We start from the raw sequence: 23,775 nt of genomic DNA, 5'->3' as shown, positions 1-23,775 counted from the left end.
ATCGGGGGATGGAACTGGTCATCATGGCCGACACGCACGTGCCGAAGCGGGCGCGGGACCTGCCGGCGCCGCTCTGGGCGGCGGTCGAGGCCGCCGACGTGGTGGTGCACGCCGGCGATTGGGTGGACGTCTCCCTGCTGGACGCCCTGACGGCGCGGTCCCGCCGGCTGGTCGGGGTGTACGGCAACAACGACGGGCCGCCGCTGCGCGCCCGGCTGCCGGAGGTGGCCCGGGTCGAGCTGGACGGGCTGCGGGTGGCCGTGGTGCACGAGACCGGACCGAAGACCCGCCGGGAGGAACGCTGCGCCGCCGCCTTCACCGACTGCGACCTGCTGGTCTTCGGGCACTCCCACATTCCGTGGGACACCGTGGCCCCGGGCGGCCTGCGGCTGCTCAACCCCGGCTCACCCACCGACCGGCGGGCCCAGCCGCACGCCACCTACCTGACCGCGCGGGTGGCGGCGGGGCGGCTCGACCGCGTCGAGCTGCACCGCCTGCCCCCGCGCTGACTCACCGGCCCCCGGCCGGTCTCCGCCTGGAGCTCGTCGATCCGGCGGGACGCCTCGGCCTTGGTCAGCCCCTCCGGCACCTCCTCGCCCGCCTCGCGGGCCAGGGTGTGCAGGTACGACTCCTGCGCGGCGGTCGGCGGCTCGTCGCCGGTGACCCAGTCGTCCGGGTCCTTGACGGCGGCGTCCGGGTTGACGGGGTCGTTGCTGCGGTCGGCCATGGTGATCACCTCTCCTCGAACAGGTGTACCACTACCCCCGTCTCCCGGCCTTCATGCCCGCCGCCGCCTACGATCATCGGCGTGGCTGCGGACCGGGCGGGTGTGGTGGTGGTCGGCGCGGGCATCGCCGGAGTGGCGTGCGCCGCCGAGCTGGCCCGGGCCGGCATCCCCGTGGAGGTCCGGGAACGGGCCCGGGTGACCGGCGGGCGGATGGCCAGCAGGCGCTTCGACGGCCGCCCCGCCGACCTGGGCGCCGCCTACTTCACCGTCGACGACCCCGACTTCGCCGCCGTGGTCGACCGGTGGCGCGCCGCCGGCCTGGCCCGGGAGTGGACCGACACGCTGGTCTCCTACGGGCCGCGGGGGCGCGAGGAGGTGGCCGGGCCGGTGCGCTGGGCCGCCCCGCGCGGGCTCCGCTCGCTGGTGGAGCACCTGGCCGGTGACCTGCCGGTGGCGCACAACCGGCTGGTCATGACGGTCGAGCCGGGGCCCCGGGTGGACGGGCGGGCCGCCGAGGCGGTCGTGCTCGCCATGCCGGGCCCGCAGGCCGCCCTGCTGCTCGACCCCGCGCTGGAGGCGGCGACCCGGGCGGTGACGGCCCAGCGCTGGTCTCCCGCGCTGGCCGGGGTGCTGCGCTTCCCGGCCCGCCGCTGGCCGGACTTCCGGGGCGCGTTCGTCAACGGGCACCCGGTGCTCAGCGTGGTCTGCGACGACGGCGACCGGCGCGGCGACGGGGCCCCGGTGCTGGTGGCCCACACCACCCCCGAGTTCGCCGCCGGGCACCTGCTCCAGCCCACCGCCGCCGGCCCGGCCGTCGAGCAGGCCGTCCGCGACCTGTTCGGCCTGCCCGAGCCGGCCGAGCTGACCCACGTGCACCGCTGGACGTACGCGAAGCCGGCGGCCGGCGGCGACGGCGCCTACCACCTGGACGACGACGGGATCGGCGTGGCCGGCGACGCGTTCGGGAAGCCCCGGGTGCAGGGCGCCTGGCGCTCCGGCCGCGACCTGGGCCGTGCCCTCGCCGCCCGGCTCCTCGCGGACCGTGGCTGACCCGTGCCACTGCGCGCAGGCGGCCCGTCACCCACGGGTATCCTTCGTCGCGGAGGTGTACGGGTGGTGAACGGTGCCGGCGGTCGGCCGGGTGGCGGCACGACCGGGGACGACCGGTCGCCGTTCCCGGAGGGCGGGCTGCGCCACGACGCGCTGTTCTACGCCGACGACCGGGACTACCGCGCCGCCGTCGAGGAGTTCGTCGAGGCCGGTCGGGCCGCCGGTGAGCCGGTGCTGGTCGCCGTGCCCACCGACCGGCTGCGCCTCCTGCGGCCGCTGCTCGACCCGCTCGACGGCGTCGAACTGGCCGACATGGCGGTGATCGGGCGGAACCCTGCCACCATCGTCGCTGCCACCCTGCGGAGTCTGGTGCACCGCTTCCCCGGCCGCCGCGTCCGCGTGGTCGGGGAGTCGCTCTGGCCCGGCCGGCGGCCGGCCGCGTACCGGCACTGCGTCGAGCACGAGGCGATCATCAACCTCGCCCTGGCCGACCAGCCCCTCACCGCGCGCTGCCTGTTCGACAGGTCCCGACTGCCGGCCGGCACGCTGGGCGACGTCGCCCGGACCCACCCCTGGCTGCTCAGCGGGGGAGTGGCCCGGCCCAGCGCCGACTACCTGCCGCCCGCGACGGCCCTGCGCCGGCTGGCCCGCCCGCTGCCCCCGCCGCCCGGCGGCGTGCTCACCGAGCCGGTCCGTCCGGAGGGTCTCGGGGCGCTGCGCGCGGCGGTCGCCGCCGTCGCCGAGGCCGCCGGCCTCGCCGCCGAGCGGGTCGACGACCTGCGGATCGCCGTCACCGAGCTGGCCTCCAACGCGCTCAGCCACGGCACCGGCCCGGCCGTCGCACGGTGCTGGGCGGCCGCGGGCGAGCTGGTCTGCGAGGTCAGCGGCCCGGGTGAGCTGGCCGATCCGCTGGCCGGCCGGATCCCGCCGCCGGTAACCAGCGTGCGCGGGCGGGGCCTGCTGCTGGTGCACCGGCTCTGCGACCTCGTGGACGTGCACGTCGCCGCCGGGGTCACCACCGTTCGGCTGCGCCTGGAACTGCCGGCCGCCCGCGTGCCGGCGCCACGGTCAGCCCCGGACGCCGTCCAGGGCGGGTTCGTCCGCCCGGCCCCGCTCTGAGGCGTCCCGGGTCCGCTCACCCTCCCGGTCCAGCAACTGCATGACCGGCGTGGCCGCGATGCCGTGCACCACCACCGAGACCACGACGACCAGACCGACCGTGGCCCAGACCAGGTCGGCCTGCGGGAAGTCCGTCTTGCTGGTGGCGTACGCCAGGTAGTAGAACGAGCCGACGCCGCGGATGCCGAACAGCGAGATCACCCAGTGCTCGGCCGGGCGGCCCGGCGCGCCGCGCAGCGACAGCCAGCCGGCCAGCGGCCGGATCACGAAGACCAGGGCCAGCCCGACCAGGGCCGCCGGCCAGGTCAGCGGGGCGAGCAGGCCGCCGATCACCGCGCCGCCGAAGAGCAGCAGCAAGAGCACGGTGAGCAGCCGCTCCACCTGCTCGGCGAAGTCGTGCAGCACGGAGTGGAACTCATGGGTGCGCTCGGCGGCCCGGATCGCCCGGGCGGCCACGAACACGGCCAGGAAGCCGTACCCGCCAACCACCTCGACCAGCCCGTACGCCAGGAAGGTCGCGGCGAGGGCCAGGAAGCCCTCGGAGTGCCGGGCCAGCCGCAGCTCGCTCGGGGCCCGGAAGAAGAGCTTGCCGAGCAGCCAGCCGACGAGCAGCCCGCCGCCCACCCCGACGGCGAGCTTGTAGAGCACGTCGACGGCGAGCCAGTGGGCCAGCCAGTCCGCCGGGGCGAGGCTGGTGGTGGCGATCGCGATGGCCGCGTACACGAAGGGAAAGGCCAGGCCGTCGTTCAGCCCGGCCTCGGAGGTGAGCGCGAAGCGCACCTCGTCCTCCGAGTCCTCCACGTCGGTGGGCTCGCCCACCTGTACGTCGGAGGCGAGCACCGGATCGGTCGGGGCGAGCGCGGCGCCCAGCAGCAGCGCGGCGGCCGGCACCAGGCCGGCCCACCACCAGCCGAGCAGCGCCACCGCGGCGATGCACAGCGGCATGGCGACGGCCAGCAGCCGCCAGGTCGACGACCAGCGGGCCCAGCTCAACGGCCGGTCGATCTTGAGACCGGCGCCCATCAGCGCGACGATCACGCCGATCTCGGTGAGGTGGGTGGTCAGCTCCGGCCAGCGCAGCGGGTCGGGGGTGGGCAGCCCGGTGGGCAGCAGGAAGACCAGCATGCCGAGGCCGAGGAACGCGATCGGCATCGACAGCGGCCGGCGTTCCAGCACCCGGGGCAGGATCCCCGCCAGCAACGCACCGACGCCCACCAGGGCGAACGCGACATCGACCGGTTCCACGGCACCACCCTTCGCACCGCCCGCGGCGCGGGCAGGTGGTCACCTGTGCCCCGTGGAGGAGCCCGCTATGCCTCGGTGTCCGTCTTCTCCCCGGTGGGACCGGTCACCGTGTCGCCGGCCCGGCGCGGGGCGCGAACCGACCTCGTCGGGTCGGTGAGGGCGGCGATCGCGCTGTCGGCGAGGCCGTCCAGCAGCGCGGCCGGGTCGTCGTAGACCGCCACCGCGCCCGAGCCCGCCAGCTCGCCGCGGCTGGTGCCGCCGCAGGTGAGGCCGATGCAGGGAACGTCCAGCTTGCCGGCGGCGGCCACGTCCCAGACCGAGTCGCCGACGAACACCACCCGCTCGGCGGCCAGTCCCGACTGGGCCAGCGCCGCCTCCAGGATGTCCGGCGCCGGCTTGCTCTCCGCCGCGTCCGCCGAGGAGGTCACCGTGTCGATCACGTCGTCCGCGTCGAGGGCGGCCCGCAGGGCGGACACCTCGTGCTCGGCCGCCGAGGTGGCCAGCACCACCCGCAGCCCCCGGGCGGCGCAGGCGCGCAGCAGGTCCACGGCCCGGGGCAGCGGCGCCAGCCGCTCCCAGTACTCGGCGTACAGCGCGTCGTGCGTGTCGCGCAGCTTGCCGTCCGCCTCCCGGTCCCGCTCCGCGCCGAGCAGGTGGTCGAGGAGCTTGTCCGAACCCATCCCGATGGCCCGGTGGATCCGCGCCATCGGCACCCGGTGGTCGCCCTGGCGCAGCGCCTCCCACCAGCTCACCGTGTGCAGGTACGTGGTGTCGACCAGGGTGCCGTCCACGTCGAAGAGGACGCCGCAGCGGTTGTCGTCAGGCATGGCTCCCCTTCTACCCGCCCGGGTCCGCGCCGACGCGCGACTCACCCGGCGGGGATGAGGATTTCGAACCAGACCGTCGAGCCGCGCACCGTGGGGTCGGTGCCCCAGGCGTCGCTCAGCTCCTCGATGAGGCCCAGCCCGCGCCCGCGGCTGCTCAGCGTGTCGGTCTGCGTCCGGGTCACCTGGCCGCGGGTGCCGGAGTCGGCGACTGAGACCAGCAGCCGCTCCGCGCTCAGGTCGATCTCCACGCGGGCGGCGGTGCCGGCATGCAGCAGGGCGTTGGTGGTCAGCTCGCTGGTGCAGAGCACCGCCGCGCCGACCACCCCCTCGGGCACGTGCCAGTCGGTGAGTTGGGCGGTCAGCCAGTGCCGGACCCGGCTCGGCGCGGTCGGCTCGGCCGGCACCTCCATGCTGGCCGACCGGCTCGGCTTGACCGCGTGCTCCACGGCCAGCACGGCCACGTCGTCCTCGGTGGCGCCCGGCACGGCGGCGCTCGCCACCGCGCAGAGCGCCCGCGGGTCGCCGCTGCTCGCGGCGGTCACCGCGGCGCCCAGGCCGGCCAGGCCGGCGCCCAGGTCCTGCCAGCGCCGCTCCACCACCCCGTCGCTGAACAGCAGCAGGGTGTCGCCGGGGCGGAACGGCACGGTCACCGTCGGCGGGTGGCAGCCCAGGCCCAGCGGCGGCCCGGGCGGCACCTCGACGTACTCGGCCACCGGCTCGCCCTCGACCGGGCAGCGCCGGATCAGCGGCGCCGGATGGCCGGCGCTGGCCAGGGTGATCCGCTCCCGGTCGGCCTCGATCACCCCGAACACCACGGTCACGAAGAGCTCCTGGGTGCCGCCCTCGGTGCCCAGGCTGGCCACCAGCCGGTCCAGGCCGCCGAGCACCGCGTCCGGCCGGGGATCGGAGAGGGCCAGCGCGCGCAGCGCGGCGCGTACCTGGCCCATCCGGGCGGCGGCCTGCACGTCGTGCCCGGCCACGTCGCCGAGCACCACGCCGAGCGCGCCGGTGGGCAGCACGAACGCGTCGTAGAAGTCGCCGCCGGCGGCGTTGCCGTCGACGCCGGGGTCGTAACGGGCGGCGATCCGCAGCCGGGGCAGGTCGGGCAGCCGCTCCGGGAGCATGCTGCGTTGCAGCATCTGGGCGGTGCCGTGCTGGGTCTCGAAGCGGCGGGCCCGCTCGGCCGCCTGGCCGACCAGCTCCGCGGAGGCGGCGAGCAGGGCCCGTTCCGCGGGCGACCAGGGGTGCGCGGCCTGATAGCCGACGGTCAGCGCGCCGCGGATCACCGTCGAGCGCAGCGGCAGCGAGGCGAGCGCGCGGATCTTCTGGTCGTGCCGGTCCGCCGCGGTGTCCCGCAGCGGCTGGCCGTCGGCGACGAAGGACGGCACGCCGCTGCGCGCGGTCACCACGATCGGGATCGCCGAGTCGGCGGGCATCCGCCGCCACAGCGGGGGCAGCCGCTCGTCGGCCTCGTCCAGCAGTTCGCCCCGGACCCGGCGCACCATCCGCCAGGCGGAGCCCTCGTCGACCACGAACGAGACCCGGTCGCCGTCGAAGGAGTGCAGGCAGTAGCGCAGCGTGACCCGGGCGACGTCGTCCAGGGTGAGGGTGCCGGAGAGCGCGGCCGCGAAGTCGCTGAGGCTCTGCAGCTGCTGGGTGACCTGGGTGGTCTGTGCGGCCACGGTGAGCACGCCGATGATCCGGCCGGCGGAGTCGCGGACGGGGGAGTAGCCGCGGGTGAACACCGCCGGCTCGGCGGGACCGGCCCCGTGCCGGTCGACCGGCAGCACCGCCTCCCGCTCCAGGTAGGGCTCGCCCCGCCGGTAGACCCGGGTGACCACCTCGCCGGCGGCGGGGTCGTGCCAGACGTCGGCGAACACCTCGGCCGCCGGCCGGCCCAGCGCCGCCGGGTGCCGTTCGCCGATCAGCTCGGCGTAGCCGTCGTTGTAGAGCAGGACCAGGTCCTCGCCGTAGAGCAGGGCCATCGGCACCGGCGAGGCCAGCACCAGGTCGACCACGGCGCGGACCGCCGGGTCCCAGCCCTCGGGCGCGCCGAGCGGCGTGTCCGCCCACGGGTGGGCCAGGACGGCGGCGGCGGACCCGGTGGCGTCCGGACCGGCGGGCGCTCCCGGGGTGGGGGCTGACGGCGAGGGGACCCGCCCGACGGTGCCTGACATGACCGCAGCCTAACCGGAGCCTGGCGGTCAGGTTTCGATCACGCGCCCGCGTCGGCCGGCAGCCCGGGTCGGCGTGGGTGTTAGGGCAGGTCAGGGCCGGTTCAGCCGGCCATGTCGGGAAATTGCCCCGGGTCGGCCCGGCGTGCTGCCGAAACCACCGGGTATGCGGGCGGCGCAGTTCACGCGACAGGAGGGACAACATGCCGAAAACCCTCGCGGTCGGGCAGGCCGACATCGGTGACGCCCTGACCGATTTCTGGAGGTCGGTGCTGCTCTTCATCCCGAGGGCCATCGCGTTCATCGCGATCCTCGTGGTGGGTTGGCTCATCGCCCGAGCCGTCCTCAAAATCGTGGACGCGGCACTGGAACGGGTGGGGTTCGACCGCGCCGTCGAACGTGGCGGCATCAAACGCGCGCTCGAACGCACGAGATACGACGCCAGCGACATCCTGGCCAAACTGGCCTACTACGCGGTCCTGCTGTTCACCCTGCAGTTCGCCTTCGGGGTGTGGGGACCCAACGCGATCAGTGACCTGATCCGTGGCGTGGTCTCGTGGCTGCCACGGGCCTTCGTGGCGATCGTCATCGTGGTCATCGCCGCGGCCATCGCCAACGCGGTGCGGGACCTGGTCACGGGCGCGCTCGGCGGGCTCTCGTACGGCAAGATCCTCGCCGACCTGACGGCGGTCTTCATCCTGGCGCTCGGCGTGATCGCCGCGCTGAACCAGGTGGGCATCGCCACCACGGTCACCACACCGGTGCTCATCGCGTTCCTCGGCACCATCGCCGGGATCCTGGTGATCGGTGTGGGCGGTGGTCTGGTGAAGCCGATGCAGGCTCGCTGGGACCGGTGGCTCGACCGGGCCGCCGAGGAGTCCCGGGCGATCAAGGAGCAGCGTCAGGCGCAGGGTGCCGGTCGCAGCGACTACGAGCGGCAGATGGCCGACCGGGGCGGCCAGCCCAGCCCGGCCATGCCGCAGTCGTCGATGTCCGGCGCGCAGGGCACGTACCGGTCCGGCAACGTGGGCGACGAGACCCAGCAGTTCCGCCGGCCGAACGGCTGACGGGAACGGGGCGACGAGGGTGTCCGCGGGGCGATCGCGGGCACCCTCCGCCGTGTCTCAGGCCAGGTCGCGGGGGTCCAGCGCGCGGGTCAGCAGGCAGACCGCGAGCAGGCGGGTGAGCAGCCAGTCCGGCTCCGACCAGTCGATCGGCTCGACCGGCGGCTGCCAGCCCTGCTCCCGCGCCGCGTCGCGCATCCCCTCGGCGTAACCGGCGAGCGCCGCCACGGTCAGCGGGCGGCGGTCGCCGTGCAGGCTGTCGCGGACGGCGGCGGCGTGCTGGTCGACCGCGGCGAGCAGGCCGGGGTTGGCGGCGGCCGCCGCGAGGCCGGCGGTGCCGACGACGGCGGTGAGCGTCGTGAGGCTGGACCTCGCGGCCACCGCCGCGGAACGGGTCGCCACCCGGTTGTTCGGCACACGCATGGTGACCGAGGCTAGCCGCGCCGGGGGCGGGGCGGCCTCGGCCGACCGGCCGATGTCCGGGTCGTCCGGCCGATGCCGGGCCCCGCCCGCGGGGATTGAGCCGTGCGTCCGGGGGCAGAAGGGAAACCGCGCAGAGCACGCAGCCGACCCCGCGGAGGAACGGAATGGGACAGCAGGCGGACGGACCCGACCAGGCACACCGCCGGCCGGCCGGCGTGAGTGACGCCACGGTCGAGGCCCTGGGCAAGCTCAGCGAGGCGCTGGAGTGCGTCGAGCGGGCCCGCGGCCATCTCTACTCGCTGCACCAGCTCATCGGGCACGCCGACCTGATGCTCGACGACGCCGTGTCCCTTTTCCGCTCCGCCGGGCACCCGCGGCTCGCCGAGCGGATCGAGGGGGACCTGCTCGGCCGCAACGTCATCGCGGGCCGCTGGACCTTCCAGATCGTCGAGGACTTCGACGACGGGTACTACGCGCTCTTCCGGGAGCTGGACCGGCAGGCCCGCGACGAGTTGGTGGACGGCCGGCGGCACCTCTACGAGGCGGAGATGAAGGAACGCCGCCGCAGCCCGGGGCGACCGGGGCACGAGGCGCGCCCGGCCGAGGGCTGATCAGTCGGAGGAGCGGGCCTGCGCCGGCTGGCGGCGTACGCCGTCGTCGGCGACGATCACGGTCGCCACCATGAGCGCCACCACGAGGCTGAACAGCCAGGAGCTGTCGTTGACCAGCTTGGCGGCGACGGGCGCCTGGATCGCGGCGAGCAGGAAGCCGAGCCACGCCAGACGGCGCTGACGCTGGGAGAGGAAACCGGAGCCCTGTTGCATCCCGAAAGTCTTGCGCGGGACAGGGGCATCGCCGTCAGCCGTTCGGCCGATTCTGGATGGGCTGTCCGTTTTCTCGGCCGTCCGTATTGCACTTTTTATCCGTTCGGCTGAGGGCCCGGTCACCCACGGCGCGGCCCGGTCCGGCGGGGCGGGCAGGATGAATCCTCGTGTCCCGCGCCCCCGCTCCACCGCGCCCCGCCCTGCTGCTCCTGGCCTACCTCGCCTTCGTGAGCCTCGGCCTGCCCGACGGCCTCATCGGGGTCGGCTGGCCCTCCATCCGGCGGGACCTGGGCGTGCCGACCGAGGCGGTCGGGGTGGTCCTCACGGCGGGCACGGTGGCCTACCTGACCTCCAGCGTGCTCGCCGGGTTCACCCTGGCCAGGCTCGGCGTCGGCTGGCTGCTCGCCGGCAGCACCCTGCTGGCCGGCGTCGCCCTCACCGGCTACGCGTCCACCCCCGCGCTCGCCGTCATGGTGGGCTTCGCGCTGGTGCTCGGGCTCGGCTCCGGGGCGATCGACGCCGGGCTCAACGCGTACGCGGCGGGCGCCTTCGGCCCCCGGCACATGAACTGGATGCACGCGTTCTTCGGGCTCGGCGTGGCGATCGGTCCACTGATCATGACCGCGGTGCTCGGCGCCGGCCTGAGCTGGCGCTGGGGGTACGCCGTGGTGGCCGTCGCCCAGCTGGCCCTGGCCACCGCGTTCGCGCTCACCGTGCGGCTCTGGCGGGCCGGCCCGCCGGCCGGCGCGACCCTGCCACCCGACCCGATCGCCCCGCAGGTGGTGCCCGGCGGGCCCGCCGAGGCCGCGCCGGCCGCCCGCCGGAGCTCCATCGGCGCGACGCTGCGGCTGCCGGCCGTCTGGCTCGGCGGGGCGGCCTTCGCCGTCTACGTGGCCATCGAGGTGTCCACCGGGCTCTGGGCGTTCCTGCTGCTCACCGAGGGGCGAGGGCTCGCCGCCGCGGTCGCCGGGCTCTGCGTCTCCGGCTACTGGGGCAGCCTGTTCGTGGGGAGGGTGGTGCAGGGGATCGTGGCGGAGCGGCTGGGCAGTGCCCGGGTGCTGCGCGGCAGCCTGCTCGGCATGGCCGGGGGAGCGGTGCTGGTGGCGCTGCCCGCGCCGGGCTGGGTGACCGTCGCCGGCCTGCTCGTGGTGGGCTTCGCGGCGGCGCCGGTCTTCCCGCTGCTCACCCTCACCACGGCGGAACGGGTGGGCCGCGACCACGCCGACCGGACCATCGGCCTGCAGATCGGCGCGGCCGGCCTGGGCGCCGCCCTGGTGCCGGCCGCGGTCGGGGTGCTGCTGGCTCGGATCTCGGTGGCCGCGCTCGGCCCGGCGCTGGTGGTGCTCGCCGTCACGCTCGTCGCCCTGCACGCCGCCGGCGACCGCCGCGCCCGCCCGGCGTCCTGACCGACCGGCGCACCCCGGGCCGCGCGGGCCCGGGGGGAGGGGCTCACATGTTGTCCGGGCCGGTCCGGCCGGTCGTCGACGGCCGGTACGCCCGGTCCGCGTCGGTCATCTCCCGCCGCTCCGCCTCCGGGCCGGCGCCCCGGTCCACCGCCTCCGGCCCGTGGCCGAACGCGGACTCCTCGCCGGCGTCGTTGCCCGTGACGTCGTCCGCCTGCCCGTCGAGGCTCGACCCGGCGAGCGCGCGGTCCAGTTCGCGCAGGGGAGTGCGTTCCTCGTCGCGCCACACGTGGCTGTCGTTGTCGGTCATTCCCCTGCGGTACCCGGACCGGATGATCGCAAACGGCCCCGGACCCGGCGATGGCCGCCGGAGCACCGGCGGCCATCGGGGTTCGCGTACGGGGGATGAGTCAGGGAGTCGGCCGGTCGACCTTGCCGCGCCAGGCGCCGGTCTCCTGACCGCGCCGCTCGATGAACTGCTTGAACCGCGCCAGGTCGCCCTTGGTGCGGCGGTCCACCACGCCCAGCTTGTCGCCGGCCTTCTCGACCACGCCGTGCGGCTCGAACTCCATCTGGAGGGTGACCCGGGTGTTCCCCTCGTCCAGGCGGTGGAAGGTCACCACACCGGCCTGCTGGGTGCCCCCGGTGGAGCGCCACGCCACCCGCTCGTCCGGCAACTGCTCGGTGATCTCGGCGTCGAACTCGCGCTTCACGCCGGCGATCTCCACCGTCCAGTGGGTCATCGTCTCGGAGAGCTGCCGGACCTCCTGGACACCCTCCATGAAGTGCGGGAACTCCTCGAACTGCGTCCACTGGTCGTAGACGGTGCGGATCGGGACGGCCACGTCCACGTGTTCCATAACGCCGCTCATGTCTGTCTTCCTCCTGTCCCGCCGGTGTGTGTGCACGGACCGTGGGCCGGTCCCCTCACCAGCGCGTCGTCTCGTTCTTGTGCCCGAGCGCGGCCCACACCTCGGAAACCGTCTGGTAGCGGGTGCCCTCGGGCAGGCCTTCCAGGGCGGTGATGATGTCGTCGGGCGCCTGGTTCTCCCGGGCGTTGGCCACCAGCGTGTCGCGGTCGCCGGGCAGGGCGGTCATGGTGATGAACCGGCCGAGCCGACTGCGCGCCTCGACGTCGTCCATGCTCATTCCCTGCGGGTTGCCGCCGCGGCTGGCGCCGGCCGTGAGCGTCTTCGGCTCCGGCTGGTCCTCGCCGGCCGGCTCCGGCTGGCGGGACTCCTCGACGCGGGAGCCCCCGGCCCCCGGGCCCTGGACCAGGCCGCTCACGTCCTGAGCCATGTTGTCGTCAACCCTGGGCGAGTGCTTGCTGCTGACTCGTTCCATGCCGACAGACATGCCCGAGGGGGCCGCAGGTAAACCGACGGCGGCCGGCCGATCCGGGCATCCGGCGCCGAACCGGGCCAAGTCGGTCAGGAATCCGGCGTCGCGCGGGGCGCCAGCACCGGCTCGTCCGGATGCTCGACGCCGGCCTGGATCATCCGGCCCCGCTGGAGTTCCGCGTTGACCTGCACGCCCAACATGAGCGCGCAGTTCGACAGGTACAGCCACACCAGGAAGGCGATGACCGCCCCCAGGCTGCCGTAGGTGACGTCGTACGAGCCGAAGTTGGCCACGTAGAGGCCGAAGCCGAAGGAGGCGGCCACCCAGGCCAGCAGGGCCAGCGCCCCGCCCGGCGTGAGCCAGCGGAACCGGGGCTGCCGGACGTTCGGGGCGATCCAGAACAGCAGCGACAGCAGGGTCATCGCCACCAGCGCGAGCAGCGGCCACTTCGCCACCGTCCACACCTGGCGGGTCAGCCCGCCGGCGTGCAGCCGGTCGCCCACGAAGTCGGTGACCGGGCCGCTGACGATCAGACCCAGGGCCACCACGGCCAGCAGCACCAGCGACAGCCCGGCGAGCCCGATCTGCACCGGTCGCAGCCGGTAGAACGGCCGCCCCTCCTCGACGCCGTAGATCGCGTTGGAGGCCCGGGTGAACGCGCCGATGAACCCGGACGCCGACCAGAGCGCGCCGAGCAGACCGAAGCTCAGCAGCACCTTCGCCGGGCCCTGCTGCTCCACCACGTTGCGCACCACGGTGACGAAGGCGTCGTTGCCGACCACCGAACCGGCGCCGATCTCGCGGGCCAGGTCGATCACGGTGTCCACCGTGCGCGGCCCGTCGGAGACCAGCCCGACCAGGGCGACCACCACGATCGTCGAGGGGAAGAGCGCCAGCACCCCGTAGTAGGTGAGCGCGGCGGCCCAGTCGGCGCAGTTGTCCTTCACGAAGTTGCGCCCGCTGCGGACCAGCACCCCGCGCCAGGTGGCCCAGCTCAACTGGCGTACCCGGCGGGGGATCCGGGCCCGCTGCCGGCCGCCGGCCGCCGCATCCGTCGCCGTCATGACCGCCTCCTCCGCGCCGCCGGGCGCACCTCCGGCAGGTGGCCCGGGCGGTACCCGGTGGGGGAAGCCGACAAACCGGTGCCGGTTTGCCCTGGACCGGTGCGGGAATTCGTAGTGGATCCCACGGAGACGGAGGAGGACGAGATGCCCGGGCGCGAGGTACTGCCCAGCACGCTGAAGCGCTCCCCGGCGAAGGCGCAGCGGACCTGGGAGAAGACGCACGACTCGGCGGTCGAGACCTACGGCGAGGGGGAGCGGGCGCACCGCACCGCCTTCGCCGCGGTGAAGCACGAGTTCGAGAAGGTCGGCGACCACTGGGAGCCGAAGGGGCGCAAGGGCCCGAGCGACCGGCAGGCGGCCGGCGGCGGCCCCGCCCGGCGGGCCCCCACGGCGGCCGGGGTGGACGCCAACGCCAAGAAGGAGCACCTCATGGAGGTGGCCAAGAAGCTCGACGTGCCGGGCCGGTCCCGGATGACCAAGCCGGAACTGGTCAAGGCGATCGAGAAGGCGAACGACAAGGCCACCCGCGAGGCGCGCGGCGGCCGCTGACCGGCCCGCCACGACACGGGAGCCCGGGACCGCGCAGGTCCCGGGCTCCCGTCGTGCCGCTCACCAGTGGCCGCCGCCCGGGGCCTCGATGTGCACCGCCTTCACCGTGCTGAACTCGTCCAGCAGCTCCGGGCCGTACCCGAAGCCCTGGCCGCTGCCGCGGCGCGGCTGCGCGGCGCCGCCCGGCGCGCCCCCGAACACCGCGTTGACCTTGACGGTGCCCACCGGCAGCTCCCGCCAGGCCCGGTGCGCGTGGCTCATCGAGCCGGTCAGCACCGTGGCGGCCAGCCCGTACGGGGAGTCGGCCGCGCAGCGCAGGCCCTCGCTGAACGAGTCGACCACGACCACCGGGGCGACCGGACCGAACGTCTCCTCGCGGACCAGCACCATCTCGTGCCGGCAGTCGCTGACCACCGTCGCCGGGTAGAACGCGCCCGGCCCGTCCGGCACCGCGCCGCCGGTGCGCACCCGGGCACCCTCGGCCACCGCCGCGGTGACCTGCCCGTGCACGTGGTCCCGGTGCCGCCGGTCGACCAGCGGCCCGAGCTGCGTCCCCGGGTCGCGGCCGGGGCCCACGGCGAGCGCCTCGGCCCGCTCCACCAGCGCGTCGACGAAGTCCTCGGCCACGTCGCGGTGCACGTAGATCCGCTCCACCGCGACGCAGATCTGCCCGGCGTTGGCGAAGCAGCCCAGCGCAGCCTGCTCGGCCGCCCACACCGGATCCACGCCCGCGTCCACGACGAGGGGGTCGCTGCCGCCGTTCTCCAGCAGCACCTTCGCGCCGGTGCGGGCGCCGGCGGCGGCGATGGCCCGGCCGGTGGCGGTGGAGCCGACATGGGCCACCACGTCCACGTCCTGACCGGCCAGCGCCGCGCCCACCTCGGCGCCACCGGTGAGCAGCGACAGCACCCCGGCCGGCAGCGCCTGGTCCAGGGCCCGGGCCAGCAGCCAGCCGGTCGCCGGGGTGCGCTCGCTCGGCTTGTACAGCACCACGTTGCCGGTGACCAGGGCCGCGCCGAGCAGGCCGCAGGAGACCGCAACCGGATCGTTCCAGGGGGTGATCGCGGCGACCACGCCGCGCGGCTCGGGGGCCATGAAGTCCAGCGCCGAGGGAGCGCCGTGCAGGGTCCGCCCGCCCCGCACCGGGCCGAGTTCGGCGTACTGTCGCAAAGTGCCGATTCCCGCCGCCACGCCACCGCGCGCGTCGTCCAGGGGCTTGCCCATCTCCGCCGTGGTGGCCTGCGCCAGCTCGTCGGCGGCGGCCTCGATCGCGTCGGCCGCGCGGTGCAGCGCCGCCGCCCGCTCCGCCGGGGCCGTCGCCGCCCACTCCGCCGCCGCGCCCCGGGCGGCCTCGACCGCCTTCGCCACCTCGTCCGCCGTCGCCACCGGCACGGTGGTCACCGGGGAGCCGTCGGCCGGATCGTGTACGACCAGCTCGCCCCCCTCACCACCGGCACCCCAGACTCCACCTATGAGCTGCGCAACCGTGTACATGCGGCAGTGGATGCCCCGACCCCGGCGAGGCAAACGCGTTTCGCCCGGTAACCGGCCGGGTAGGCGGATCGGATGATTTCGACCGCGGACGCCGTCGTCATCGGCGCCGGGCACAACGGGCTGGTGGCCGCGAACCTGCTGGCCGACGCGGGCTGGGACGTGCTGGTGCTGGAGGCCACCCAGGTCCCCGGCGGGGCGGTGCGCTCCGCCGAGGTGACCGCCCCCGGCTACCTCAGCGACCTCTACAGCTCCTTCTACCCCCTCGGGTACGCCTCGCCGGTGCTGCGCGGCCTGGGCCTGGAGCGGCACGGGCTGTCCTGGACCCACTCGCCGGACGTGCTGGCCCACCTGCTTCCGGACGGCCGGGCGGCCGTGGTCAACCGCGACCTCGACGTCACCGCGGCCTCACTGGAGACGTTCGCCCCCGGCGACGGCGACCGCTGGCGGCACGCGTACGCGGACTGGCTCCAGGTGGCCGAGCCGATGCTCGACACCATCACCAGCCCGTTCCCGCCGGTGCGTGGCGGGCTGACCCTGCTGCGCCGGCTGAAGGTCTCCGGCGCGCTGCGGCTGGCCCGCCGGCTCGTGGTGCCGGTACGCAAGCTCGGCGACGAACTCTTCGCCGGCGAGGGCGGTCCGGCGCTGCTGGCCGGCTGCGCCCTGCACACCGACCTGTCGCCCGAGGAGGCCGGCTCCGGGGTGTACGGCTGGCTGCTCGCCATGCTCGGCCAGCAGGTCGGCTGGCCGGTGCCGGTCGGCGGCGCGCAGCGGATCACCGACGCGCTGGTGGCCCGGCTGGTCGAGCGGGGTGGCCGGATCGAGTACGGCGCCCGCGTCGACCGGGTGCTCACCGCCCGGGGCCGGGCCATGGGCGTGCGCACCGCCGGCGGCGCCGACTGGCGGGCCCGCCGGGCGGTGCTCGCCGACGTCCCCGCCCCGGCGCTCTACCTGGACCTGGTCGGCGCGGCGGCGCTGCCGCCCCGGCTGGTCGAGGACCTCGCGCACTTCAAGTGGGACGGCTCCACGCTCAAGGTGGACTGGGCGCTGTCGGCGCCGGTGCCGTGGAAGAACCGGGCGGTGGCCGGCGCCGGCACCGTGCACCTCGGCGCCGACCTGGACGGGCTCACCGCGTACGCGGGGGCGCTGGCCCGCGGCGAGCTGCCCCGGGACCCCTTCCTGCTGGTGGGGCAGATGTCGATGGCCGACCCGAGCCACTCCCCGCCGGGCACCGAGTCGCTCTGGTCGTACACCCACCTGCCGTTCCGGCGGGACTGGCGGGCCGAGGAGATCGCCGGGCACGTGGAGCGGATGGAGGAGGTGCTGGAGGAGGCCGCCCCGGGCTTCCGCTCGCTGATCGTCGGACGGCACGTGGCCGGCCCGGCCGACCTGGAGGACGCCGAGCCGAGCCTGGTCGGTGGCGCGCTGGGCGGGGGCACCGCGGCCGCGTACCAGCAGCTCTTCCTGCGGCCGATCCCCGGCCTGGGCCGCGCGGACACCCCGGTGGACCGGCTCTTCCTGGCCAGCGCCTCGGCGCACCCCGGCGGCGGCGTGCACGGCGCGCCCGGCGCGAACGCCGCCCGGGCCGCCCTGGCCCGCGACCGGGCGCTCACCGGCGACCTGTACGCGAGCGCGATCGGCGCGGCGCACCGCACCGTCTACCGGTGACCGGCCACGCGGCAGGGCGCACTCTCTTCGCTTCCCGTCACCGTTGGTGACCGCTGCCGCCGGCCGGCACCTCTCCCACAGCGCCTTTGCTCTGCAGCCGCATACGCGGCGGTCACGCACGGTGCCCGGCTCGCGCCGACGCGGCGACCGAGCCGCTCCGTGCCGCGCAGGTGGGGCGGGTGTTGCGGTGATGGCTGCAGAGCAAAGCGGGTGCGGGGTTGTGGCCGCCCGACGGAAAAGCCTCACGCCGCGTCGTCGTGACGCGGCGTGAGGCCGGTGTCCGTGCGGAAGGCGCCTGCGGGTCAGGTGTCCAGGTTGCGGTGCCGGGTGCGCAGCTTGAACGGCATGAGCGCGCTCTCGATCTTGGTGGCGGTCGTCATCTTCGAGGCGCCCTCGCGGCGCTCCTCGAAGCGGATCGGCACCTCCAGGATCGTGTGCCCCAGCTTGGTGGCGAGGTAGTGCATCTCCACCTGGAAGCTGTAGCCGTTGGACTGCACCCGCTGGAGGCCGATGTCGCGCAGCGCGTCGGCCCGCCAGATCTTGAACCCGGCGGTCAGGTCGCGGATCCGCACCCGCAGCAGGGTGTGCACGTAGAGGTTGGCCCAGCCGCTGAGCGCGCGACGGTAGAGCGGCCAGTTCTCGTCCAGCTCGCCGCCCGGCACGTAGCGCGAGCCGATGACCACGCCGGCCTGGGTGGAGAGCAGCGCGCCGAGCATGCCGGGCAGCGCCTCCGGCGGGTGCGACAGGTCGGCGTCCATCTGCGCGACGTAGTCGGCGCCGTCGTCCAGCGCCCGGCCGATGCCGTCCACGTACGCCCGGCCGAGGCCCTCCTTGCCCGGTCGGTGCACCACCATCACCCGGTCCGGGTGCTCGATGGCCAGCTTGTCGGCGACCTCGCCGGTGCCGTCCGGGGAGTTGTCGTCCGCGACGAGCACCTTCAACCCCGGCAGCGGCAGCGCCAGGAGGCGCTCGACCAGCGTCGGGAGGTTGCCCGCCTCGTTGTAGGTCGGAACGACGACGGTCAGGCGTGCGTCGCGCCACGGGGAGGGCAACTGCACGGGTTCGATCATCACGGACATCCTCGGTCGGCCGACAGGTTCACCTGAGAGGGTAGCCAGTCCTCTCCGTGCGGTCCGCACAGACGCCCGCCCGGAGGATTCTGACCGTCCGCCGGGGCGGGCGGTCAGCGTAGCCTGCGGGCCAGCCCGCCGGTGGCCAGCAGCAGTCCGCCGAGCGTCAGCGCGGACACGGCCGGCTTGTGCGCGCTCACCCACAGTGCCGCCGAGTGTCGGCGGGCCCGGTCGGTGAACACCCCCTCGGCGCCCCGGTCCCGCTCGTCGTCGCCCGGCCGGTCCAGGTTGTCCCGCCAGGTCGCCGGGTCGATCGGCGTGTCGGTCTGCTGGCTGTCGTAACCGTCCCGGGCCAGCACCGCGCCGGCGTCGGCCACGTCCACCTGGTAGGTGCGCACCTCGGCGGCGCCGAGCCGGCGGCAGTCCCGCTCGGCGGCGGCCAGCCCGGCGGCGCCCCGGGCCAGCAGGGCCAGCCGCGCGCCGCGCGCCGCGTACGCCCGGGCCACCGCGCGCCCGACGCCCGCGCTGGCTCCGGTGATCACCACCCGCTGGGTCACCGGTCCGCCTTCTGCCGGGTGGCGATGTCGGAGAGCCGGCGCAACGTCTCCTTGTTCCGCTGGTGCAGCACCAGGTCGTTGAGCTTGTTCCGCACCCAGCGCAGCGGACCGGCGGCGAAGTCCTCGCCGATGGTGACCCGGGTCCGGCCGCCGTCCAGGGGCTCCAGGCGGAACACCACGATCGCCTCGCCGGCCGGCCACAGCCCGGCCCGTACCACGAACTTGTGCGGGGCGTCGCACTCCAGCACGGTCGAGGTGTCCTGGAGGGAGAACGGCCACGGGCCGGCCTTGTGGTGCAGCCGGCTGCCCACCCGGGGCCAGGTGTCGTCCACCTGGCGGACGTGCACCGTGCCCACCACCCAGTCGCTGTACGTCCACCCGTCGGCGAGCACGTCGAAGACCTGTTGCGGGGGCGCGTCGATCACTTTCTCCACAATCGCCACCCCAATCCCATACCCCCGCCCCGACCGCCGCTAACGGCGGCCGGGTTAGCTTCTCCGCGGTGGCGGGTAACGCCGGACCGGGCCGGCGGGAGCAGGGTGCGGACCGGCCGTGCGGCACCGGCGGAGGCGGCTCCGCCGAAGTTGATGTTTACTCCCCGGGGGGTCGGGAACCCGCCGCCCGTGCGACGGGACCACGAGCGGGATCAGTGCAGGTCAGCCCGGGTTGACCCGGGTGCTGACCGGTTCCCGTCCGGCCTGTACGACGCGGTGCTGCTGGACCGGGACGGCACGCTCGTCGAGGACGTGCCCTACAACGGCGACCCGGAAAAGGTCCGGCCGCTTCCCGGCGCCCGGGAGGCGCTGGACCGGCTGCGCGCGGCCGGGCTGCGCCTGGCGGTGGTGAGCAACCAGTCCGGCCTGGCCCGGGGCTGCTTCACGGCCGACGACCTGCGCCGGGTCAACGCGCGGGTGGAGGAGCTGCTGGGGCCCTTCGACAGCTGGCAGATCTGCCCGCACGGCGAGCCGGACCGCTGCGCCTGCCGCAAGCCGGCCCCCGGGCTGGTGCACGCCGCGGCCCGGGCGCTCGGGACCACGCCGACCCGCTGTGTGCTGGTCGGCGACATCGGCGCCGACATGGCCGCCGCCGCGGCGGCCGGCGCCGCCGGGATCCTGGTACCCACCCCGGCCACGCGGGCGGCCGAGGTGGCCGCCGCGCCGAGCGTCGCCGCCGACCTGCCGGACGCGGTGGGCACCATCCTCGGCCGGATGCGGCTCGTGGCCCCGCCCGAGCCGGCGCCCCGGGGGGGCACGGTGCTGGTGGCGCGCAGCGACGCGGCCGGCGACGTGTTGGTCACCGGCCCCGGCATCCGCGCGGTGGCGGCCGGGGCGGAACGGGTGGTGCTGCTCTGCGGGCCACGCGGCCGGGCGGCCGCGGAGCTGCTGCCCGGCGTCGACGAGATCATCGAGTGGCCGCTGCCCTGGATCGACGCCCCCGCCCCGCCGGTCGACCCGGCCGGGATGCGCACCCTGGTGGACCGGCTCGCCGCCGTCGGTGCGGACGAGGCGGTCGTCTTCACCTCCTTCCACCAGTCGGCGCTGCCCCTCGCTCTGCTGCTGCGGATGGCCGGCGTCCCCCGGATCAGCGCGATAAGCGACGACTACCCCGGCGCCCTGCTGGACGTCCGGCACCGGGTGCCGGTCGGGGTGCCCGAGCCGGAGCGGGCGCTGTCGCTGGCCGCCGCGGCCGGCTTCGCCCTGCCCGCCGGGGACGAGCCGGGGCTGCGGCTGCGCGCCGACCGGCTGCCGCCCGCCCCGGCCGCCGCCGGCGAGCCGGGCTACGTGGTGCTGCACCCGGGCTCCTCGGTGGAGACCCGGGCCTGCCCGTTCGAGCTGGCCACCCGCATCGTCCGGGTGCTCAGCGCCGCCGGCTACCGGGTGGTGGTCACGGGCGGGCCCGACGAGCGGGAGCTGACCGCGCAGGTGGCCGCCGCCGGCGGCCTCGACCTGGGCGGGCGTACCGGCCTCGGCGAGCTGGCGGCGGTGGTCGCCCGGGCCGGCGCGCTCGTGGTCGGCAACACCGGGCCGGCGCACCTGGCGGCCGCGCTCGGCGTGCCGGTGGTCAGCCTCTTCGCCCCGACCGTCCCGTTCGGGCAGTGGGGGCCCTACCGGGTGCCCACCGTGCGGCTCGGCGACGCCGGGGCGGCCTGCCGGGACACCCGGGCCGTGCGCTGCCCGGTCCCCGGCCATCCCTGCCTGTCCGCCGTCGAGCCGGGCCGGGTGCTGGAGGCGCTGCGGCTGCTCGGAGTGCCCGCCGACGCGCCGGAGCCGCTGCTCACCGTCCCGGGCGGGGTGGTCGGATGAACGTCCTGGTGTGGCACGTGCACGGCTCCTGGACCACGTCGTTCGTGCACGGCAAGCACCGCTACCTGGTGCCCGTCACCCCGGACCGGGGCGCGTACGGGCTGGGCCGGGCGCGGACCTACCCGTGGCCGGACAGCGCCGTCGAGGTGACCCCGGCGGAGCTGCGCCGGGCCGACGTGGACGTGGTGCTGCTCCAGCGGCCCGAGGAGTTCGACCTGGCCTGCGAGTGGCTGGGCCGCCGGGTGGGCCGGGACCTGCCGGCGATCTACGTCGAGCACAACACCCCCAAGGGCGACGTGCCGAACAACCGGCACCCCATGGCCGACCGGGACGACCTGCTGCTCACCCACGTCACCGGATTCAACGAGCTGTTCTGGGACAACGGCGGCACCCGCACGGCGGTGGTCGAGCACGGGGTGGTCGCCCCGGCCGTCGAGTGGACCGGCGAGCTGGACCGCCTCGCCGTCGTCATCAACGAGCCGATCCGCCGCTGGCGGGTCACCGGCACCGACCTGCTGGCCCGCTTCGCCGACCTCGCCCCGCTCGACGTGTACGGCATGAGGGTGGCCGGGCTCGCCGAGCACCTGGGCCTGCCGCCGGACCGGCTCACCAGCCACGACGACGTGCCGCAGCACGCCATGCACGCCGAGCTGGCGAAGCGGCGGGCGTACCTGCACCTGTGCCGGTGGACCTCCCTCGGGCTGAGCCTCGTCGAGGCCATGACCATGGGCATGCCGGTCGTGGCGCTGGCCACCACCGAGGCCGTGGAGGCCGTGCCGCCGTCCGCCGGGGCCCTCTCCACCCGGGTCGACGTGCTCGTCGAGGCGGCCCGGGGCCTGCTGGACGACCCGGCGGCGGCCCGCCGGGCGGGCGCCGCGGCCCGGACCGCCGCCCGGAACCGCTACGGCCTGGAGCGATTCCTCGCCGACTGGGACCGGTTGCTGGAGGAGGAAGTATGCGCATCGCGATGATCTCGGAGCACGCCAGCCCGCTCGCCGTTCTCGGCGGGGAGGACGCCGGCGGCCAGAACACGCATGTCGCGGAGCTCTCCGCCGCGCTCGTGGCCGCCGGTCACGACGTCCGGGTCCACACCCGGCTCGACGCCGTGGACCTGCCCGTGACGGTCCGCGCCCCGGACGGGTACGACGTGGTGCACGTGCCCGCCGGACCGGCCGAGCCGGTGGCCAAGGACGACCTGCTGCCGTACATGCCGGCGTTCGGGGAGTGGCTGGCCGACCGCTGGCGCGCCGGCGACTGGCAGCCCGAGGTGGTGCACGCGCACTTCTGGATGAGCGGGCTGGCCGGGCTGGCCGCCGGGCGGCGCACCGGGGTGCCGGTGGTGCAGACGTACCACGCGCTGGGCACGGTCAAGCGCCGCCACCAGGGCGCGCAGGACACCAGCCCGCCGGGCCGGGTCGCGCACGAGCGCCGGCTGGGCCGCTCGGTCGACCGGGTGGTCGCCCAGTGCCAGGACGAGGTCGCCGAGCTGGTCCGGATGGGGGTGCCCCGGTCCCGGATGACCGTGGTGCCGTCCGGGGTGAACCTGTCCACCTTCGCGCCGCTGGGCCCGGTCGCCGACCGGGACGGCGCCCGGCCCCGGATCCTCACCGTCGGCCGGCTGGTCGAGCGCAAGGGCTTCCAGGACGTCATCCGGGCCACCGCGCTGGTGCCGGACGCCGAGTGCGTGGTGGTCGGCGGCCCGCCCGCCGGGCTGCTGGAGACCGACCCGTACGCGCTGCGGCTGCGGGCGCTCGCCGAGTCCTGCGGGATCGCCGACCGGGTGAAGCTGATCGGGGCGGTGCCCCGGGAGGAGATGGGGCGCTGGTACCGGTCGGCCGACGTGCTGGTCGCCGCACCCTGGTACGAGCCGTTCGGGCTGACCCCGCTGGAGGCGATGGCGTGCGGCGTACCGGTGATCGGCACCGCCGTCGGCGGGCTCCGGGACACGGTGGTGCCCGGCCGGACCGGTGACCTGGTGCCGGCCCGCGACCCGGCGGCCCTCGGCGCGGCGATCCGCGGGCTGCTCGGCGACCGGATCCGCCGGTTCGCCTACGCCACCGCGGCCCTGGAACGGGCCCGCACCCGCTACTCCTGGTCCACCACGGCCGACCGGCTCGCGGAGCTGTACGCCGAGGTGGCCACCGTGCGCCGGCCCACCCGGGTGGTCGCCTGATGGCGGCCCCCACGCCGGCCGTCGGGGGGACGGTGCTGGAGGACCACCTGACCCGACTGGCCGCCGCGCTGCTGCCGCTGCGCGACGCGGAGCAGCTGCTGGCCCGCTGGGGCGGGGAGCTGGCGCACCGGCTGGCCACCGGCGGGCGGCTGCTGGTTGCCGGCAACGGTGGCAGCGCCGCCGAGGCCCAGCACCTCACCGCCGAACTCGTCGGCAAACTCCGCGACGACCGCGAACCCCTCTCCGCCATCGCCCTGCACGCCGAAACCTCCGCCCTCACCGCCATCGGCAACGACTACGGCTACGACGAGGTCTTCGCCCGCCAGGTCCGCGCCCACGGCCGACCCGACGACATCCTCCTGCTCATGTCCACCAGCGGCACCAGCACCAACCTCCTCACCGCCGCCCGCGCCGGACAAGACACCGGCCTACGCTGCTGGGCCTTCACCGGCCCCGCCCCCAACCCGCTCGCCGGGTCCTGCGAGGAGACCCTCGCCATCGACTCGCCGGACAGCCAGGTGGTGCAGGAGCTGCACCTGGTCGCCACCCACGTGCTCTGCGAGTACGTCGACCGGGCGCTGCCCGCGGCGCTCGCCGCGCGGGCGGCCGGCCGGACCCCGGCCGACGCGGTGCGGACCGGTGTCGAGGTGGTGCTCGGCGACGGCCCGGACGGGAAGGTGCAGGCCCGATGAGGAGGTCGAGC

26 protein-coding genes are annotated in these 23,775 nt (G+C 75.5%); 12 read left to right on the top strand and 14 right to left on the bottom strand.

Features of this window, described 5'->3' with window-relative positions; all coding sequences use genetic code 11:
• Positions 1–8: 8 nt before the first annotated feature.
• Positions 9–509 carry a metallophosphoesterase gene (locus tag NLX85_RS01110; RefSeq protein WP_254331155.1) on the top strand — a complete coding sequence of 167 codons (501 nt, stop codon included), beginning with the start codon at positions 9–11 and terminating at the stop codon, positions 507–509.
• On the opposite strand, the gene NLX85_RS01105 is transcribed toward NLX85_RS01110, so the two are convergent.
• Positions 440–727: a DUF3072 domain-containing protein gene (locus NLX85_RS01105; protein WP_254331154.1), complete on the bottom strand. Its 288-nt coding sequence runs from the start codon at positions 725–727 to the stop codon at positions 440–442. The genes NLX85_RS01110 and NLX85_RS01105 overlap by 70 nt on opposite strands.
• 102 nt (positions 728–829) lie before the next feature.
• On the opposite strand from NLX85_RS01105, the gene NLX85_RS01100 reads away from it, so the two are divergent.
• Complete coding sequence (locus tag NLX85_RS01100; RefSeq protein WP_254333536.1) at positions 830–1,777, top strand: NAD(P)/FAD-dependent oxidoreductase; 948 nt, start codon at positions 830–832, stop codon at positions 1,775–1,777.
• Between the two features lie 63 nt (positions 1,778–1,840).
• Entirely contained in the window at positions 1,841–2,896 is a 1,056-nt protein-coding gene (locus NLX85_RS01095) for an anti-sigma factor RsbA family regulatory protein (RefSeq protein ID WP_308210626.1), read from the top strand.
• Here NLX85_RS01095 and NLX85_RS01090 read toward each other — a convergent pair.
• The 3 genes from NLX85_RS01090 to NLX85_RS01080 form a co-directional block, all read right to left on the bottom strand.
• A complete protein-coding gene (locus NLX85_RS01090) occupies positions 2,846–4,141 on the bottom strand; it encodes a cation:proton antiporter (protein WP_308210625.1) in 1,296 nt (431 codons plus the stop codon). The genes NLX85_RS01095 and NLX85_RS01090 overlap by 51 nt on opposite strands.
• A 65-nt stretch (positions 4,142–4,206) precedes the next feature.
• The gene (locus tag NLX85_RS01085) at positions 4,207–4,968 is read right to left on the bottom strand and encodes an HAD family hydrolase (protein WP_254331153.1); all 762 of its coding nucleotides are present in this window, start codon (positions 4,966–4,968) and stop codon (positions 4,207–4,209) included.
• A 41-nt stretch (positions 4,969–5,009) separates the two neighbouring features.
• A complete protein-coding gene (locus NLX85_RS01080; RefSeq protein WP_254331152.1) occupies positions 5,010–7,145 on the bottom strand; it encodes a SpoIIE family protein phosphatase in 2,136 nt (711 codons plus the stop codon).
• A gap of 200 nt (positions 7,146–7,345) precedes the next feature.
• Here NLX85_RS01080 and NLX85_RS01075 point away from each other — a divergent pair, with 200 nt between their 5' ends.
• Entirely contained in the window at positions 7,346–8,209 is an 864-nt protein-coding gene (locus tag NLX85_RS01075; protein WP_254331151.1) for a hypothetical protein, read from the top strand.
• A 57-nt stretch (positions 8,210–8,266) separates the two neighbouring features.
• Here the strand turns inward: NLX85_RS01075 and NLX85_RS01070 are convergent, their stop codons facing one another.
• Positions 8,267–8,629, bottom strand: a complete 363-nt coding sequence (locus tag NLX85_RS01070) for a DUF6401 family natural product biosynthesis protein (protein WP_254331150.1) — start codon at positions 8,627–8,629, stop codon at positions 8,267–8,269.
• 164 nt (positions 8,630–8,793) lie between these two features.
• Here NLX85_RS01070 and NLX85_RS01065 point away from each other — a divergent pair, with 164 nt between their 5' ends.
• Complete coding sequence (locus NLX85_RS01065; protein ID WP_091310182.1) at positions 8,794–9,240, top strand: hypothetical protein; 447 nt, start codon at positions 8,794–8,796, stop codon at positions 9,238–9,240.
• On the opposite strand, the gene NLX85_RS01060 is transcribed toward NLX85_RS01065, so the two are convergent.
• Entirely contained in the window at positions 9,241–9,453 is a 213-nt protein-coding gene (locus tag NLX85_RS01060) for a hypothetical protein (RefSeq protein ID WP_254331149.1), read from the bottom strand. It lies immediately after the preceding gene.
• Positions 9,454–9,620: 167 nt separating this feature from the next.
• Between NLX85_RS01060 and NLX85_RS01055 the strand changes: the two genes are divergently transcribed.
• Positions 9,621–10,859 carry a sugar MFS transporter gene (locus NLX85_RS01055; protein WP_254331148.1) on the top strand — a complete coding sequence of 413 codons (1,239 nt, stop codon included), beginning with the start codon at positions 9,621–9,623 and terminating at the stop codon, positions 10,857–10,859.
• A 43-nt stretch (positions 10,860–10,902) separates the two neighbouring features.
• Here NLX85_RS01055 and NLX85_RS01050 read toward each other — a convergent pair whose 3' ends face one another.
• The 4 genes from NLX85_RS01050 to NLX85_RS01035 form a co-directional block, all read right to left on the bottom strand.
• Positions 10,903–11,166, bottom strand: a complete 264-nt coding sequence (locus tag NLX85_RS01050; RefSeq protein WP_254331147.1) for a hypothetical protein — start codon at positions 11,164–11,166, stop codon at positions 10,903–10,905.
• A 100-nt stretch (positions 11,167–11,266) separates the two neighbouring features.
• On the bottom strand, positions 11,267–11,728 hold the full coding sequence (locus tag NLX85_RS01045; RefSeq protein ID WP_254331146.1) for an SRPBCC family protein: 462 nt from the start codon (positions 11,726–11,728) through the stop codon (positions 11,267–11,269).
• A 55-nt stretch (positions 11,729–11,783) separates the two neighbouring features.
• Positions 11,784–12,200, bottom strand: a complete 417-nt coding sequence (locus NLX85_RS01040) for a DUF2795 domain-containing protein (protein WP_254331145.1) — start codon at positions 12,198–12,200, stop codon at positions 11,784–11,786.
• 86 nt (positions 12,201–12,286) lie between these two features.
• Entirely contained in the window at positions 12,287–13,261 is a 975-nt protein-coding gene (locus NLX85_RS01035; protein WP_254331144.1) for a YihY/virulence factor BrkB family protein, read from the bottom strand.
• A gap of 144 nt (positions 13,262–13,405) precedes the next feature.
• Here NLX85_RS01035 and NLX85_RS01030 point away from each other — a divergent pair, with 144 nt between their 5' ends.
• The gene (locus NLX85_RS01030; protein ID WP_254333534.1) at positions 13,406–13,810 is read left to right on the top strand and encodes a ChaB family protein; all 405 of its coding nucleotides are present in this window, start codon (positions 13,406–13,408) and stop codon (positions 13,808–13,810) included.
• Between the two features lie 60 nt (positions 13,811–13,870).
• Here the strand turns inward: NLX85_RS01030 and NLX85_RS01025 are convergent, their stop codons facing one another.
• Positions 13,871–15,304: an aldehyde dehydrogenase gene (locus NLX85_RS01025; RefSeq protein ID WP_254331143.1), complete on the bottom strand. Its 1,434-nt coding sequence runs from the start codon at positions 15,302–15,304 to the stop codon at positions 13,871–13,873.
• Between the two features lie 72 nt (positions 15,305–15,376).
• Between NLX85_RS01025 and NLX85_RS01020 the strand changes: the two genes are divergently transcribed.
• The gene (locus NLX85_RS01020) at positions 15,377–16,969 is read left to right on the top strand and encodes an NAD(P)/FAD-dependent oxidoreductase (protein WP_254331142.1); all 1,593 of its coding nucleotides are present in this window, start codon (positions 15,377–15,379) and stop codon (positions 16,967–16,969) included.
• A 302-nt stretch (positions 16,970–17,271) separates the two neighbouring features.
• Here the strand turns inward: NLX85_RS01020 and NLX85_RS01015 are convergent, their stop codons facing one another.
• The 3 genes from NLX85_RS01015 to NLX85_RS01005 form a co-directional block, all read right to left on the bottom strand.
• Positions 17,272–18,039 carry a polyprenol monophosphomannose synthase gene (locus tag NLX85_RS01015; RefSeq protein WP_254331141.1) on the bottom strand — a complete coding sequence of 256 codons (768 nt, stop codon included), beginning with the start codon at positions 18,037–18,039 and terminating at the stop codon, positions 17,272–17,274.
• A 113-nt stretch (positions 18,040–18,152) separates the two neighbouring features.
• A complete protein-coding gene (locus NLX85_RS01010) occupies positions 18,153–18,596 on the bottom strand; it encodes an SDR family NAD(P)-dependent oxidoreductase (protein ID WP_254331140.1) in 444 nt (147 codons plus the stop codon).
• A complete protein-coding gene (locus NLX85_RS01005; protein ID WP_308210624.1) occupies positions 18,593–19,030 on the bottom strand; it encodes an SRPBCC family protein in 438 nt (145 codons plus the stop codon). The genes NLX85_RS01010 and NLX85_RS01005 overlap by 4 nt, the downstream gene beginning before the upstream one ends.
• A gap of 153 nt (positions 19,031–19,183) precedes the next feature.
• Between NLX85_RS01005 and NLX85_RS01000 the strand changes: the two genes are divergently transcribed.
• Genes NLX85_RS01000 through NLX85_RS00985 form a run of 4 tightly spaced genes read left to right on the top strand, consistent with a single transcriptional unit; the run spans position 19,184 to position 23,764 of the window.
• Positions 19,184–20,899, top strand: coding sequence for an HAD-IIIA family hydrolase (locus tag NLX85_RS01000; RefSeq protein ID WP_256566106.1), 1,716 nt, complete (start codon positions 19,184–19,186; stop codon positions 20,897–20,899).
• On the top strand, positions 20,896–21,870 hold the full coding sequence (locus NLX85_RS00995; RefSeq protein WP_254331137.1) for a glycosyltransferase: 975 nt from the start codon (positions 20,896–20,898) through the stop codon (positions 21,868–21,870). Before NLX85_RS01000 ends, NLX85_RS00995 begins: the two co-directional genes overlap by 4 nt.
• Positions 21,855–23,072, top strand: a complete 1,218-nt coding sequence (locus NLX85_RS00990) for a glycosyltransferase (protein ID WP_254331136.1) — start codon at positions 21,855–21,857, stop codon at positions 23,070–23,072. Before NLX85_RS00995 ends, NLX85_RS00990 begins: the two co-directional genes overlap by 16 nt.
• On the top strand, positions 23,072–23,764 hold the full coding sequence (locus NLX85_RS00985) for an SIS domain-containing protein (protein ID WP_254331135.1): 693 nt from the start codon (positions 23,072–23,074) through the stop codon (positions 23,762–23,764). Before NLX85_RS00990 ends, NLX85_RS00985 begins: the two co-directional genes overlap by 1 nt.
• Positions 23,765–23,775 lie beyond the last annotated feature (11 nt).

The sequence above is a fragment of the Micromonospora sp. A3M-1-15 genome (assembly GCF_024213425.1).
Classification (GTDB): domain Bacteria; phylum Actinomycetota; class Actinomycetes; order Mycobacteriales; family Micromonosporaceae; genus Micromonospora; species Micromonospora chersina.
The sequence above is the reverse complement of the archived record's forward strand: the minus strand, read 5'-3'. Positions and strand labels throughout refer to the sequence as shown.